13 protein-coding genes and 1 pseudogene are annotated in these 14,836 nt (G+C 67.7%); 7 read left to right on the top strand and 7 right to left on the bottom strand.

The window, feature by feature from the left end; all coding sequences use genetic code 11:
- Positions 1 to 46: 46 nt before the first annotated feature.
- The 5 genes from ACWEFV_RS28805 to ACWEFV_RS28785 are packed head-to-tail and all read left to right on the top strand — an operon-like array spanning position 47 to position 4,613.
- Positions 47 to 1,006, top strand: a complete 960-nt coding sequence (locus tag ACWEFV_RS28805; protein ID WP_135458014.1) for an ABC transporter substrate-binding protein — start codon at positions 47 to 49, stop codon at positions 1,004 to 1,006.
- A complete protein-coding gene (locus ACWEFV_RS28800) occupies positions 1,003 to 1,881 on the top strand; it encodes an ABC transporter permease (RefSeq protein WP_286175133.1) in 879 nt (292 codons plus the stop codon). The genes ACWEFV_RS28805 and ACWEFV_RS28800 overlap by 4 nt, the downstream gene beginning before the upstream one ends.
- Positions 1,878 to 2,624 (top strand): ABC transporter ATP-binding protein, encoded by a 747-nt coding sequence (locus ACWEFV_RS28795; RefSeq protein WP_135458019.1) that lies wholly within the window; start codon positions 1,878 to 1,880, stop codon positions 2,622 to 2,624. Before ACWEFV_RS28800 ends, ACWEFV_RS28795 begins: the two co-directional genes overlap by 4 nt.
- Complete coding sequence (locus tag ACWEFV_RS28790; RefSeq protein ID WP_450072682.1) at positions 2,608 to 4,200, top strand: FAD-binding protein; 1,593 nt, start codon at positions 2,608 to 2,610, stop codon at positions 4,198 to 4,200. The genes ACWEFV_RS28795 and ACWEFV_RS28790 overlap by 17 nt, the downstream gene beginning before the upstream one ends.
- Positions 4,197 to 4,613 carry a 4Fe-4S dicluster domain-containing protein gene (locus ACWEFV_RS28785; RefSeq protein WP_135458023.1) on the top strand — a complete coding sequence of 139 codons (417 nt, stop codon included), beginning with the start codon at positions 4,197 to 4,199 and terminating at the stop codon, positions 4,611 to 4,613. The genes ACWEFV_RS28790 and ACWEFV_RS28785 overlap by 4 nt, the downstream gene beginning before the upstream one ends.
- Here ACWEFV_RS28785 and pcrA read toward each other — a convergent pair.
- Positions 4,610 to 6,952 (bottom strand): DNA helicase PcrA, encoded by a 2,343-nt coding sequence (gene pcrA, locus ACWEFV_RS28780; RefSeq protein ID WP_167857972.1) that lies wholly within the window; start codon positions 6,950 to 6,952, stop codon positions 4,610 to 4,612. The genes ACWEFV_RS28785 and pcrA overlap by 4 nt on opposite strands.
- On the opposite strand from pcrA, the gene ACWEFV_RS28775 reads away from it, so the two are divergent.
- Complete coding sequence (locus tag ACWEFV_RS28775) at positions 6,945 to 7,265, top strand: chorismate mutase (protein WP_286175134.1); 321 nt, start codon at positions 6,945 to 6,947, stop codon at positions 7,263 to 7,265. The two genes, pcrA and ACWEFV_RS28775, sit on opposite strands and share 8 nt — an antisense overlap.
- 4 nt (positions 7,266 to 7,269) lie before the next feature.
- Here ACWEFV_RS28775 and ACWEFV_RS28770 read toward each other — a convergent pair whose 3' ends face one another.
- A complete protein-coding gene (locus tag ACWEFV_RS28770) occupies positions 7,270 to 9,327 on the bottom strand; it encodes a DUF459 domain-containing protein (RefSeq protein ID WP_450072681.1) in 2,058 nt (685 codons plus the stop codon).
- Between the two features lie 32 nt (positions 9,328 to 9,359).
- On the bottom strand, positions 9,360 to 10,808 hold the full coding sequence (locus tag ACWEFV_RS28765; protein ID WP_135458029.1) for an NAD-dependent succinate-semialdehyde dehydrogenase: 1,449 nt from the start codon (positions 10,806 to 10,808) through the stop codon (positions 9,360 to 9,362).
- A 50-nt stretch (positions 10,809 to 10,858) separates the two neighbouring features.
- On the opposite strand from ACWEFV_RS28765, the gene pgi reads away from it, so the two are divergent.
- Positions 10,859 to 12,508, top strand: coding sequence for a glucose-6-phosphate isomerase (pgi, locus tag ACWEFV_RS28760; RefSeq protein WP_450072680.1), 1,650 nt, complete (start codon positions 10,859 to 10,861; stop codon positions 12,506 to 12,508).
- A gap of 10 nt (positions 12,509 to 12,518) precedes the next feature.
- Here the strand turns inward: pgi and ACWEFV_RS28755 are convergent, their stop codons facing one another.
- The 4 genes and pseudogenes from ACWEFV_RS28755 to ACWEFV_RS28740 all read right to left on the bottom strand — a co-directional run.
- A complete protein-coding gene (locus ACWEFV_RS28755; RefSeq protein WP_450072679.1) occupies positions 12,519 to 12,932 on the bottom strand; it encodes a hypothetical protein in 414 nt (137 codons plus the stop codon).
- 222 nt (positions 12,933 to 13,154) lie between these two features.
- Positions 13,155 to 13,904: an SDR family oxidoreductase gene (locus ACWEFV_RS28750; protein WP_450072678.1), complete on the bottom strand. Its 750-nt coding sequence runs from the start codon at positions 13,902 to 13,904 to the stop codon at positions 13,155 to 13,157.
- Between the two features lie 44 nt (positions 13,905 to 13,948).
- Positions 13,949 to 14,437: a zinc finger domain-containing protein gene (locus ACWEFV_RS28745; protein ID WP_450072709.1), complete on the bottom strand. Its 489-nt coding sequence runs from the start codon at positions 14,435 to 14,437 to the stop codon at positions 13,949 to 13,951.
- Positions 14,438 to 14,560: 123 nt separating this feature from the next.
- Positions 14,561 to 14,803 (bottom strand): annotated as a pseudogene (locus tag ACWEFV_RS28740) (DNA-formamidopyrimidine glycosylase family protein); the annotation flags it as partial.
- Between the last annotated feature and the right edge of the window lie 33 nt (positions 14,804 to 14,836).

Genomic DNA, 14,836 nt, shown 5'->3' with positions numbered 1-14,836 from the left:
TTCGCGTGTGTGCTCACGCATTGACACCCTTCGGAGGCCCGCTCCCATGTTCAACCGCTTGTTGCGCACCGCCTTTGCGCTCACCCTCATCACCACGGCGATCTCCTGCAGCAGCAACGACGACAACGCCGCGGGCTACACGCTGCGGGTCGGCGCCACGTCGGTGACCGGGACTCCCGCGGGCTCGCTGGGCTGGGGTGACAAGCAGGGCATCCTCACCGAGCAGCTGAAATCCGCGGGCGTCGGCAAGATCGAGTACTCGTTCTTCCAGTCCGGCAGCGATGTCGCCTCGGCCCTGTTCGCCGGCGCCATCGACGTGGCCGCCATCGGCGACAACCCGGCCCTGCGCGCCCGCAGCCGAGATCCGAAAGTGGTTCTGCTGTCGCTTGATTCGATCAACGGCGACGCGTGGCTGGTGGGCGCCAAGGGCGGCCCCACCGAGATCAAGGGCTTGGTCGGCAAGGACATCACCGCCCCGCAGGGCACCATCCGTGACCGCGCCGCCCGCCAGCTGATCGATGCCGCCGGCCTGACCGACCAGATCCACGTGCGGGACGTGCCGACGCCCGAGTCCATCGCCGGGCTGAGTTCCGGCAAGATCGACGCGGCCATCCTGACCGGCGCCAGCGCGGCTGAGCTGGAATCCAAGGGCTTCCCGATCATCGACAGCCTGTCGCGTCACGGCTTCGGCAGCACCGGCACCAACATCGCGCTCACCTCGTTCACCGACGCGCATCCGGAGTTCGTCGGCGCCTGGCAACAGGCCGTCACCACCGTCAACCGCGACATCACCGAGAACTTCGACGACTACCTGGCCTGGGTCGCGAAAACCGACGACACCGACCTGAAGTTCGTGCAGAAGTCCACGCAGGCTGACGAATTCAATACCGAACCGTTCCCGGCGGCCGGTGTGGACCAACTCGAAGCCGCATACAAGTTCCTCAACGCCGACGGATCGTTCGACAACGAATACTCGGTCCGCGAGTGGGCCGGAGCCAAGTCGTGACCGCAGCCGTCACCAGCACCACGGCAGTCCGGACAGCGGCCACGCCCCTGGAACTCGTCGAGGTCGTCGGCGGCAGCAGTCGGCGAAAAGGCCTGTGGGCGCGCCTCCCCCGACCGGTACGCCGGCTGATGGGCCCGGCACTGATCCTGGCGGCCTGGACCATCGGCTCGACGACGGGGCTCCTCAACACCGACCTGTTCCCACCCCCGACCGAGGTCGCGGCCACCGCGTGGCGGCTGCTCGGTGACGGCCAACTCGCCACCCATGTCGGCGCCTCGGCCGTCCGCGTGCTGACCGGCACGGTGCTGGGCATCCTCATCGGCGTCCTGCTCGCGGTCGTCGCCGGACTCACCCGCACAGGCGAGGACCTGCTCGACTGGACCATGCAGATCCTCAAGGCCGTACCGAATTTCGCGCTGACACCACTGCTGATCATCTGGATGGGTATCGGTGAGGGTCCCAAGATCGTGTTGATCACCACGGGTGTGGCGATAGCGATCTACATCAACACCTATTCGGGTATCCGCGGCGTGGACCGGCAACTCGTCGAGATGGCGCAAACCTTGGAAGCTTCGCAGCGGACACTCATCTCGCAGGTAATCCTGCCCGGGGCGATGCCGAATTTCCTTGTGGGCCTGCGGCTCGGGCTTTCCAGCGCGTGGCTGAGCCTGATCTTCGCCGAGATGATCAACACCACCCAGGGCATCGGCTACCTGATGTCACGGGCCCAGACCAACCTGCAGTTCGACGTCTCGCTGCTGGTGATCGTCATCTACGCGGTGGCAGGACTGCTGTCCTACACACTGGTGCGGGCCTTGGAACGGCTGCTGCTGTCGTGGCGTAACGGATTCGAGGGACTCGGAGCCGAGGGATGAGCACCGTCGTCGAGGTACACGGCCTGCAGCGCGCATTCGGCGATCAGCAGGTGCTCAAGGATCTCGAATTGCAGATCGAGGACGGCGAATTCGTCGCGATGCTGGGGCGGTCCGGTTCCGGCAAGAGCACCTTGCTGCGCGTGCTGGCCGGCCTCGACAGCCAGGTCACCGGATCGGTGCGGGTCCCCCGCTCCAGGGCGGTGGTGTTCCAGAACCCGCGGTTACTGCCGTGGCGGCGCGCCCTCGCCAACGTGACCTTCGCCCTGCCTGACGCCGGACCCGACGCCCCCAGCCGGGCCGCTCGGGGACGCGCCGCACTCGAGGAGGTGGGTCTGGCCGACAAGGCCGTCGACAAAAGCAGAGCCTGGCCCCTCTCTCTTTCCGGCGGTGAGGCACAACGTGTTTCACTGGCACGCGCCCTGGTCCGCGAACCCGACCTGTTACTGCTCGATGAGCCGTTCGGCGCGCTCGACGCGCTGACCCGGCTCAAGATGTACGGGCTGCTGCACGAATTGTGGTCACGCCGGCACATGGCAGTCCTGCACGTCACCCATGACGTCGACGAGGCGATCCTGCTGGCCGACCGGGTGGTGGTGCTCTCGGGCGGACGGGTCTCACTCGACCGCCGCGTCGAGTTGCCCTTCCCCCGCACCCGCAGCGATGACGGATTCGACGACCTGCGCCGTGCGCTGCTGGCCGAACTCGGCGTCCGAGAAGAGGTAGGTCATGACCGCTCCCGCTGACCCCGACGCCCTGAGCACCGATGTCCTGGTGATCGGCGGCGGCCCCGCAGCCACCTGGGCCGCCATCTCGGCCACCGAATCCGGGGCCCGGGTCATCCTGGTGGACAAGGGGTATTGCGGCACCAGCGGGGCGACCGCCGCCGGCGGCAACAACCTGTGGGCGATCGGGCCCGGCCCGCGGCGCGAGGATTCCGTACGTGAACGCGAACTGGCTGCCGGCCGGATCACCGACTCCGAGTGGATGTTCCGGGTACTGGCCACCTCATGGGACCGGCTCGGACACCTCTCCGAGTGGGGCTACCCGTTCCCGGTCGGTGCCGACGGTCGCGAGATGCGCAGCAGCCTACAGGGCCCCGAGTACATGCGCCGCATGCGCCGCAAGGCCCATCGCAGCGGCGTACGCATCCTCGATCACCACCCAGCGCTGGAACTGACCGCCGACCGCGACGGCGTCATCACCGGCGCCACGGGCATCGCGCGCCAGGACGGCGGCCGGCCGTGGCGGATCACCGCGGGCGCCGTCGTGCTCGCCACCGGCGGAACCGCCTTCCTGTCCGGGACGTTCGGCACCAACGTCGACACCGGCGAAGGTCTCCTGATGGCCGCCGAACACGGGGCGCACCTGTCCGGAATGGAGTTCTGCACCGCCTACGCGCTGGCGCCCGAATGGGGCGTACACACCAAGGGTCGAATGCTGCAGTGGGGCAGCTTCTATGACGAGCACGGCCGTCCGTTCACCACCCAGCGCGGGCTGAGCGGACGCCAGGACGCCCAGCGGGCGCTGACCCGCGGCGAGCGGGTGTTCGCCCGCCTGGACCGGGCACCCGAACACCTCCGTCAGACCATGCGCGACGCCCAGCCGAACTACTTCCTGCCGCTGGACAAGGCCGGCATCGACCCGTTCACCACCGCCTACCCGGTCCGGATGGTCTACGAAGGATCGGTGCGCGGCACCGGTGGCCTGCGACTCGTCGGGCCCGATTGTGCGACAACGGTTCCCGGCCTGTATGCGGCAGGTGACGCGGCGACCCGCGAGCTCATCACCGGCTCGCTGTCCGGCGGCGGCAGCCGCAACGGCTCGTGGGCGATCGCCTCTGGCACCTTCGCCGGCCGCGGTGCCGCCGAGTTCAGCCGCACCCGGCGCGGGCACGTGGCCGGGTCCGCCTCGATCACCCCGCGCTCACGGATCGGCGCACCCTCCGTCGAAGAGGTGGTGGCTGCCGCGCAGTCGCACGTCCTGCCACCCCAGCGCAGCTACCTGAAATCCGAACAGCGGCTTCAAGAGTCCGCCAATGCGCTGGAGACCCTGTGGCGCGACATCGCCGGCGGCCTGGCCCCGCTGCCGGCCCGCGACGTCTACAAACTGCGCCAGGCGGAGGCCATGGTGGCCGCGGCGCGCTGGATCACCGCCGCATCCCTGGCCCGGCCCGAAACCCGCGGCCTGCACCGCCGCGAGGACCTGCCCGATTCCGATCACCGCTACGAGCACCGCATCCTGGTCGGCGGCCTGGACCAGGTCTGGACCGTGCCCGATCCCGTTGCCCCGCGGCTCATCTCCTCGGAGGCAGTGGCGTGATCGAAATCGTCAGTGAGACGGCCTGTATCAAGTGCGACGTCTGCATCAAGGTGTGCCCCACCGATGTGTTCGACCGGAGTGCTGACGGGATACCTGTCATCGCGCGCCAGTCCGACTGCCAGACCTGCTTCATGTGCGAGGCGTACTGCCCCACCGACGCGCTGTACGTCTCGCCGGTCTCGGTACCCGTCGGCGCCGACAGCCCGCACGCTTCCGAATCCGCGGTCAGCGGTGCGGGGCTGCTCGGCGGCTATCGGGAGATGGTCGGTTGGGGCGGCGGCCGCACACCCGGATCGCGCCTGGACCAGAACCCGGTGCTGACCTCGATTCCACCGCTGGCCGAGCCACGCCTGGGTGCTCCTGCGGTGCTGGCGGAGGGGCCCTGGAATCACCGCCAGGTGTGCGAACGCTAGAGCTTCTGCACCGGAGCGTGGTTGTGCATCAGCTTGACCCGACCGGCACTGCCGAAGTCGATCAGTGACATCGCCGTTTCGCCCATACCCGTGACTTCCTCGACGCGGCCCAGCCCGTACTTGTCGTGGGTGACCCGGTCGCCCGGTTCCAGCGTGATCACCGGACGGTTGCGGGCGGGCGCGGGCCGCGACGGCGACGGGCGTGGGCTGCCATAGCTGCCCGCGTTACCGACCGGCGCACTGAACGAGGACGACGGCTGCTCGATGCGCCGCCAGTTGATCAGGTCCTCCGGAATCTCGCGCAGGAACCGCGATTCCGGGTTGAGCATGGGCTGCCCCCACGACGACCGCACCTTGGCCCGGCTCAGATAGAGCCGTTGGCGTGCACGGGTGATGCCGACATACGCCAGCCGTCGTTCCTCAGACAACTCGTTGGGATCACCCAGGGCCCGCATGTGCGGGAACATGCCGTCCTCCCAGCCGGTGACGAAGACCACCGGGAACTCCAGCCCCTTGGCGGTGTGCAACGTCATCATCGTCACCACGCCCGCACCGTCTTCGGGGATCTCGTCGGCGTCGGCCACCAGCGACACCCGCTCCAGGAACTGGGCCAGCACCCCGGTGTCGGGGATGTCCTCGTCGACCGGCTCCCCCTCGCCCTGTTCGGCCAGTGCCCGGGCGTTGGCCAGATCGGTGCTGAACTCGTGTGCGACGCTGACCAATTCGTTGAGGTTGTCCAACCGGGCCAGATCCTGCGGATCGCTGGACGCCTCCAGCTCCCGGCGGTAGCCCGTGCGCTCCAACACCGCTTCGACCAGGTCCCCCAGCTCGTCATCGAGCTTGCCGCGCAGCGAGTCGAGCAGCTGAACGAACGATGCGATGGCCTTCTCCGAGCGGCTGTTGAGCATCGGCACCCGCCCCTCGGCGGCGGCCTGCAACGCATCGTTGAAGCTGGCGCCGGTGTTCTCGGCGTAGACGGCCACACAGGCCTCGGCCCGGTCACCGATGCCGCGGCGCGGGGTGTTGAGGATGCGGCGCATGCTCACCGAGTCACCCGGATTGTCCAGCACCCGCAGGTAGGCGACGATGTCGCGGATCTCGCGGCGCTCGTAGAACCGCACGCCGCCGACGACCTTGTACGGGATGCCGGCGCGGATGAACACTTCCTCCAGCGCACGCGAGGAGTTGTTGGTGCGGTAGAAGACCGCGACGTCACCGTATTTCACGCCCTCGCTGTCGGCGAGGGCGTCGATCTCCTCCGCGACGAAGCGGGCCTCGTCGTGCTCGTTGTCGGCCACATAGCCGACGATCAGCTCGCCCTCGCCCTCCTCGGTCCACAGCCGCTTCTCGCGGCGGCCCGCATTGCGGGCGATCACCGAGTTGGCCGCGTTCAGGATGGTCTGGGTGGAGCGGTAGTTCTGCTCCAGCAGGATCGTCGTCGCGTCCGGGTAGTCGCGCTCGAAATCCTCGATGTTGCGGATGGTCGCACCGCGGAACGCGTAGATGGACTGATCGGCGTCACCCACCACACACAGTTCCGATGCCGCCACCCCGTCGTTCTCGTCGAGATGGTGACCCACCAATTCACGCACCAGCACGTACTGCGCATGGTTTGTGTCCTGGTACTCGTCGACCAAGATGTGGCGGAACCGGCGGCGGTAGTACTGCGCGATCTGCGGGAAGGCCTGCAGGATCCCGACCGTCTCACCGATCAGATCGTCGAAGTCCAGCGCATTGGCCGCGCGCAGCCTGCGCTGATACTCGCCGTAGACCTGGGCGATGATGCCGGCCATCTCCTCGGCGGCCTCCGAAGCCTCGGCCGCGGCCTGCTCCGGCCCGATCAGCTCGTTCTTCAGATTGGAGATGCCGTTGGCCAGCAGCCGCGGCGAATACCGCTTCGTGTCCAACCCCATGTCCTTGCCGATCATCATCAGCAGGCGCCGGGAGTCGTCGGAGTCGTAGATCGAGAAGTTGGAGTTCAGGCCCGGCAGCAGCGAGGCCTGGTTCCGCAAGATCCGCACACAGGTCGAGTGGAACGTGGAAACCCACATATTCCGAGCTCTGGGGCCCACCAACTGGACCACGCGCTCGCGCATCTCGGCGGCGGCCTTGTTGGTGAACGTGATCGCCAGGATCTGCCCCACCCCGACGTCACGCGCGGCCAACAGATAGGCGATACGCCTGGTCAGCACCGCCGTCTTACCCGACCCCGCGCCCGCGACGATCAACAGCGGCGAACCATGGTGCAGCACCGCTTGGCGCTGCTGAGGGTTCAAGCCGTCAAGAAGGTCATCAACATCTGCAGCAGCCGGCGGTGCCATGTGGGAAGTAGTGGTCATCTTGCGTTCAAACTTACCGCTGAGCGGGGACAGTTTTGCGCTGGCACGAGCCGACTGGGACTATCAGCTTGTGCCTGAGATCGATGACCTGCGTCGGGAGATCGACGAACTCGACGCCACCATCATTGCCGCCATCCAACGACGCGCCGAGGTCTCCAAGGAGATCGGCAAAGCCCGGATGGCCTCCGGCGGCACCCGGCTGGTGCACAACCGCGAGATGCAGGTCATCGAGCGCTACAGCGTGCTCGGCCCCGAGGGCAAGGACATGGCGATCCTGCTGCTGCAGCTCGGCCGCGGCCGGCTGGGCCACTAGAGCCTTATCGGCCCGCGAGCTTCGCCGGCTCCTTCAGCGAATCCAACAGCCAAGGCGTCAACCACTGCACCGCCTCGGACGTCGGGTGCACGCCATCGCTGCGCATCCTGACCCCGTTGATCTTCGCGGTGTACTTGCCGTCCGGGTTGAGCTTGTCATTGAAATCCAGCACCGACACGTTCGGCCGTTGCGCGGCCACATTCCGCAGCATGGTGTTCCACGCCTGCACCCGGCCGGGCTGGTCCTCGGGGTACAGCGTGCCGTCCGACCGCTCACCGCGCCGGTTATACGGCGCAGTGGTCACCACGACGCGGGCCCCCGTCGAGCTGAGAATGTCGAGCGCACGCTGTAGCTCACCCTTGAGATAGGCGTCGAAGGCGTCGTTGCCGATGTGCGTCCACCGCCCGCGCCACATACGGTCGACGGCCTCCCAACGCCCGATCATCAACAGCACGGTTTCCGGGCGGTCGTGGGCGATCCGCTGCGCCCAGCGCTCCGGCCAGGAGTCGCACTCCGGCTTCTGGTTCAACGTCTCCCCGGCCGACCGGTACGGGCCGCCGCGGGCGATGCCGCAGCCGATCGTCGTGTAGTCGCTGAAGTGAAAACCCGGGCTGGCGGGCAGATACCGCATCAGCGTCCACGCCACCGAGTCACCGAACACCGCGACCGTCCGCGTGCCGGGCGGCAGCGCCGGCGGCGGTCCCACCGGGACGGGCCGCTCCGCGCCGACGTCCTGCTCGGACGCGGCCGCGGCCATCACGTCTGGGCCCGCGGGCCGGGTCGGCACCCCGACCGGAACGACCGTCATGGTCGCCACCGCGGCGGTGGCCACCGTTGCCGCGGCCAGCCGCAGCATCGGGACATGCTGCGGGCGCCAGTGCCGGACCGGCTGCTCGATCGCCCACCACGACACCCACGACACCGCGATCGTCACGGCACACCGCAGTGCGAGCAGCGACCAGCCCTGCAGGCCGGTGCGCTCGCCGTTGAGGATCTGGAAGATCGGCCAGTGCCACAGGTAGACGCCGTAGGAGATGACGCCGAGCGTGACGAGCGGATACCAGGCCAGCGCGCGGGCGACGTAGCCGTCCTGGTCGAGTGCGACCGGGGCGACGACGAACACCGCGCCCAACGCCACGATGATCAGCAGACCGTGGTGGAACTCGTCGGCGCTGCCGGTCGCCAGGTGCGCGGCTGCCGCCAGGACCGCCACCCCGATCACCGGCAGGACCCAGGCGATCCAGCGCCGCCACCGGGCCCGGATCAACGTGCCCGACATCGTCAGCGCCGACCAGTCACGCACGAGCAGTGCCGCGGCGGCCGCACCGACCAACAGCGCCTGGGCCCGGGTGTCGGTACCGAAGTACACGCGGTTGAGCTCACCGGCATCGCCCGACATCCAGATCGCCGCGACCGCCGAGCCGACCAGCCCGAGCACCGCGAGCACGAACACCGTCACCCGCACCGCGCCGGCAGAGCGGCGACGCACCAGCAACGCGGCGGCCAGCACCAGCAGCGGCCAGATGACGTAGTACTGCTCCTCGACCGCCAGCGACCAGGTGTGCTGCAACGGCGACGGAGCACTGCCCTGACTGAAGTAGTCGGTGTCGGTGGCGACGAACATCCAGTTCGCCATCCAGAAGAACGCCGCGACGGCGTCCTCGCGAAGCGTGGTGACCGCATCCGACGGGAACAGGGGCCGGGCGATCACCACGGCCAAGGTCATCAGCACCATGGCGGGCAGCAGGCGCTTGGCCCGGCGGATCCAGAACCCCTTGAGGTCGATGCGCTCGGTGCGGCGGTACTCGTCGAGCAGCAGTGAAGTGATCAGGAATCCACTGAGCACGAAGAAGACGTCGACGCCGATGAACCCCCCGGCCATACCCGGCACTCCGCCGTGGCCGGCCAGCACCAGGGCCACCGCGATGGCGCGGATGCCGTCCAGTGCCGGGATGTCACGGCGGATGGAGGCACGCCGACGCCGGCTGGCAGCACGGACTGGCGCCGCAGTCACGTCATGCCCTCCCGTCTTGGCGTCCGAGCCCCAGAGTTTAGGGGGCATCGGGCGCCGAGTCGGGAAGGCGCGACGGGGCGCTAACGGGTTAGCGCAATATATTTCGTATCGAGGTACTCCTCGATGCCCTCGGTGCCGCCCTCACGGCCGAAGCCGGATTCCTTGATGCCGCCGAACGGTGCGGCCGCATCTGAGATGACACCGCGGTTGACGCCGACCATGCCGGACTCGATGCCCTCGGCCACCCGCAACGCGCGGTCCAGCGACTGCGTGTAAACGTAGGCAGCCAAGCCGTATTCGGTGTTGTTGGCGGCGGCCACCCCCTCGTCCTCGGTGTCGAACCCGGTGATCGGGGCGACCGGGCCGAAGACCTCCTCCTTGAGGATGCGGGCATCGGCGGGCACATCGGCCAGCACCGTGGCCGGGTAGAAGTTGCCCGGCCCGTCCGGCGCGACGCCGCCGACCGCGACGGTCGCACCGCGCGACACCGCGTCGGAGACCAGTTCGGTGACGGTGGAGACCTGCTTGGAATTGATCAGTGGGCCCAACGTGGACGTGGGGTCGATGCCCTTGCCGAGGGTGAACTCGCTCATCCGTTTGACGAGCTTCTCGGTGAACTCCTCGCGCACCGAGTTGGCCACGTGGAAGCGGTTGGCCGCCGTGCAGGCCTCACCGCCGTTGCGCATCTTGGCCAGGATCGCGCCGTCGACCGCTGCGTCGACGTCGGCGTCGTCGAACACGATGAAGGGGGCGTTGCCACCGAGCTCCATCGACGTGCGGAGCAGCTTGTCTGCGGACTGCTTCACCAGAGCCTTGCCCACGCCCGTCGAGCCGGTGAAAGTCAGCTTGCGCAACCGGCCGTCATCGATCAGCGCGGTGCTCACCGCGCCCGGGTTGCTGGTCGGCAGCACCGAGAGCACGCCCTTGGGCAGGCCCGCCTCATCCATCAGCTTGGCCAGCAGCAACATGGTCAGCGGGGTTTCCTGCGCGGGTTTGACGATCATGGTGCAGCCCGCGGCGAACGCCGGGCCCATCTTGCGAGTGCCCATGGCCAGCGGGAAGTTCCACGGGGTGATGGCGTAGCACGGGCCGACCGCCTGCTTGGTGACGAGAATGCGGCCGGTGCCCGCCGGTGCCGGGGTGTAGCGACCGGCGATGCGCACCGCCTCCTCGGAGAACCAGCGGAAGAACTCGGCGCCGTATGCGACCTCGCCCTTGCTCTCGGCGAGCACCTTGCCCATCTCGAGGGTCATCAGTGCGGCGATGTCGTCGGCACGTTCGGTGATCTTCTCGAACACCGAGCGAAGTATCTCGCCGCGTTTGCGCGGTGCGGTCGCGGCCCACTCGGCCTGGACCGCACAAGCGGCGTCCAATGCGGTGACGGCATCGGCGGCGGTCGCGTCGGCCACCGTGGCCAACACCTGATCGTCGCTCGGATCCAGCACATTGAACGTCGATGCGGCCTGGCGTTCCTCACCACCGATCCACAGACCCGTGGGCACGGATGAAATCAAGTCTTCAATGGCCATACATCCATCATGTACACCCATCAGCCAAGCGCCACACTAAGGTCAGCGGAATGAGTGCTGACATCACCGCAACCCCGGCATGGCAGGCATTGTCGAAGCACTACGACGAGATCCGCGACATCCATCTGACGGAGCTTTTCGCAGAGGATCCGAACCGCGGCACCGAGCTCGCGCTGACGGTCGGCGACCTTTACATCGACTACAGCAAGCACCGCATCACCCGCCGGACCCTGGAATTGCTGGCCGATCTGGCCCGCGCTGCCGGGCTGGAAGCCCGCCGCGACGCGATGTTCGCCGGTGAGCACATCAACACCTCCGAGGACCGCGCGGTACTGCACACCGCGTTGCGGTTGCCTGCGGACGCATCGTTGACCGTCGACGGCCAGGACGTGGTGGCCGACGTGCACGAGGTGCTCGATCGCATGGGTGGGTTCACCGACCGGCTCCGGAGCGGCGAGTGGTCCGGGGCCACCGGCGAGCGCATCAAGACCGTGGTGAACATCGGCATCGGCGGTTCGGACCTGGGGCCGGTGATGGTGTACGACGCACTGCGCCACTATGCCGACGCCGGCATAGTGGCCCGCTTCGTGTCGAACGTCGACCCGGCCGACCTGGTGGCGACGCTGGCCGACCTGGACCCGGCCACAACGCTTTTCATCGTCGCATCCAAGACGTTCTCCACCCTCGAGACCCTCACCAACGCGACGGCCGCGCGTCGCTGGCTGGTCGATGCACTCGGCGAGGACGCGGTGGCCAAGCATTTCGTGGCAGTGTCCACCAACGCGAAGCTCGTGCAGGAGTTCGGCATCGACACCGACAACATGTTCGGGTTCTGGGACTGGGTGGGCGGGCGGTACTCGGTGGACTCGGCGATCGGGCTGTCGGTGATGGCCGTGATCGGCCGCGAGCGGTTCGCCGAATTCCTGTCCGGATTCCATCTGGTCGACGAGCACTTCCGCACCGCGCCGCTGGCCGAGAATGCTCCGGCACTGTTGGGTCTGATCGGGCTGTGGTACTCGAATTTCTTTGGTGCACAATCGCGTGCAGTGCTGCCCTACTCGAACGACCTGTCCCGGTTCGCGGCCTACCTGCAGCAGCTGACCATGGAGTCCAACGGCAAGTCCGTGCGCGCCGACGGCTCCCCGGTGACCACCCAGACCGGTGAGATCTTCTGGGGCGAGCCGGGAACCAACGGCCAGCACGCCTTCTACCAACTGCTGCACCAGGGCACCCGTCTGGTTCCCGCCGATTTCATCGGCTTCTCGGAGCCCACCGACGACCTGCCCACGGCCGACGGCACCGGCAGCATGCACGACCTGCTGATGAGCAACTACTTCGCCCAGACCCAGGTGCTGGCGTTCGGCAAGACCGCCGAAGCCATTGCCGCCGAGGGCACTCCGTCCGCGGTGGTCCCACACAAGGTGATGCCCGGAAACCGACCGACGACGTCAATCCTGGCAACCAGGTTGACGCCGTCGGTGGTGGGGCAGCTCATCGCCCTCTACGAACACCAGGTGTTCACCGAGGGAGTCGTGTGGGGGATCGACTCCTTCGACCAGTGGGGCGTCGAGCTGGGTAAGACCCAGGCCAAGGCACTGCTGCCGGTGATCACCGAATCGGAATCACCAGGCAAGCAGTCGGATTCATCTACCGATGCGCTGGTGCGGCGTTACCGCGTCGAGCGCGGACGCTCGGTCTAGGACTCAGGCCCTACTGCCCCGGGATCGTCGCGCAGCCCACGTTCGGGATGCAGCCACTGACACCGCCGGGACCGGCCGTACCGACAGGTCCATTCGGGATACCGCCGGTGGCCCCACCGGGCCCCGCGGTCCCACCCGGGCCATAGGGAATCTCGCCGGTGGCGCCGGCCGGTCCGGCCGTTCCGCCGGGGCCGTACGGAATCGAGCCGCTGGCACCGCCCGGGCCTGCTGTACCGCCGGGGCCACCGGGAATCTCGCCGGTTGCGCCGCCGGGGCCGGCCATGCCCGCATCGGCGCATGCCGTCCCGTCGGCGTTGACGCACGGCGGCGGAGCCGGAGGATCAGCCGCGGCAACCGGAACGAATGCGACGGCCCCAGCCGCAGCGCCTGCAAAGAACATCGAGGCAATCAGTCTTGAGGTCATGAGGGTGGGCTACCCAGGTTCCCTCGGTGCTGAAACACGGCCCCGAAATTAGCCTCACGGGCAACACTGCCCTCTGAGGCACCAAGGCCACCTCGCGTACGCCGCGGTTTGGGCTGCCTATGACACCGAGACTGCAGTCAGGGACAAAATCGGCGCGATTTCTGTCCCTGAGTACAGTCTCGGCGACCGACCTACCTGCCCCGGCGCGCGCCGACCCCGAAATCAGGCGAAACGCTTGGTGTACTTCGGCGGCAGCAACCGAAGTACCTGAGTCAGCGGCGCCCACGGCCAGCGCGGCACCACGGCCCGGCCTTTCTCCTTCTCGATGGCCTCGACCATCGCGCGCACACCGGTCTCGTTGTCGACCATCAGCATGGTCGTCGCCGATTTGGCCGTCATCTCCGACTCGATGTAGCCCGGCTCGATCACAGTCACCCGGATCGGACCCTTGTCGTACTCGGCGCGCAGCGACTCGCCCAGCGACGTCATACCGGCCTTCGAAGCGCAGTAGGCAGCCTTGCCGCCGGGCACACCGGTGTTGCCGAGGACCGACGAGATCAGCACCAAGTGACCACTTCCGGACTTCTTGAACATCTCCAAAGCCGTCTCGATCTGCACCAGACCGGCGATCAGATTGGTTTCGATGGTGGCCTTGTTCGCCCACGGCTTGCCCTCGCCCAGCGGCCAGCCCTTACCGATGCCGGCGTTGACGATCACGCGATCGATACCGCCGAGTTCCTCGGACAGCTCACCGAACACCCGCGGCACGGCCTCGTGGTCGTTCACGTCCAGCGCAGCGACAGCCACCTTGACGTAGGGGTGCCGGTCGGCCAACTCGGCCTTGAGCTCGTCGAGCCGATCGGTGCGGCGGGCACACAGGGCCAGGTCACGGCCCTTGGCCGCGAATTGACGGGCCATTCCCGCGCCCAGCCCAGAGCTGGCACCGGTGATGAGGATCTTCTGACGGGTCATCGCTGCAGGATAACCGAGTTAGACAACTGTCAAAAATGCGGCCGCTACTTGAGCAGCCTGGACATCCGCCGGTCGGCCAGCACCTTGCCGCCGGTCTGACACGTCGGGCAGTACTGGAACGACTTGTCGGCGAAAGACACCTCCCGCACGGTGTCCCCGCACACCGGGCACGGCAGCCCGGTACGCGCGTGCACGCGAAGACCAGAACGCTTCTCCCCCTTGAGCGTCGCGGCCTGCTGTCCCACCGAACGCGTCACCGCATCGGTGAGCACCGAGATCATCGCGTCGTGCAGCGCACCGAGTTGGGCATCGGTCAGCTTGCCCGCAGTGGCGAACGGCGACAGTTTGGCCACGTGCAGGATCTCGTCGCTGTAGGCGTTGCCGATCCCGGCGATCACCTTCTGATCGGTGATCACGGTCTTGATCCGTCCGCCCTGCCCGGCCAGCACACCCGCCAGCCCGGCTGAATCCAGCGACAGCGCATCAGGTCCCAGCGCGGCGATCTGCGGTACATCAAGGGGATCGGCGACCAGCCACACCGCCAACCGCTTCTGAGTCCCGGCCTCGGTCAGGTCAAAGCCCACGCCCTCCCCCAAATGCACCCGCAGGGCGATCGGGCCCTTGCCGGGCTTGAGCGGCGTCGTCGCCAACTTGTCCGACCAACGCAGCCAACCCGCCCGCGACAGATGCGTGATCAGGTGCCAGGGACCGACTTCGAGACCAAGGTACTTGCCCCAGCGGTTCGCACCCGTCACGGTCTGTCCGTGCAACGCCGTCGGCGGCGGATCGAACGTCTTGAGCACCGACAACGCGGACACGTCGATCCGGGTGACCACCCGGCCCGTCGCGTTCCGGCGCAGATGATCGGCCAACGCCTCCACTTCGGGCAGTTCAGGCATGGCTCCAGTGTGTCAGCGAAATGCCGAGCATGC

The organism is Mycobacterium sp. NPDC004974, assembly GCF_053600815.1.
The sequence above is the reverse complement of the archived record's forward strand: the minus strand, read 5'-3'. Positions and strand labels throughout refer to the sequence as shown.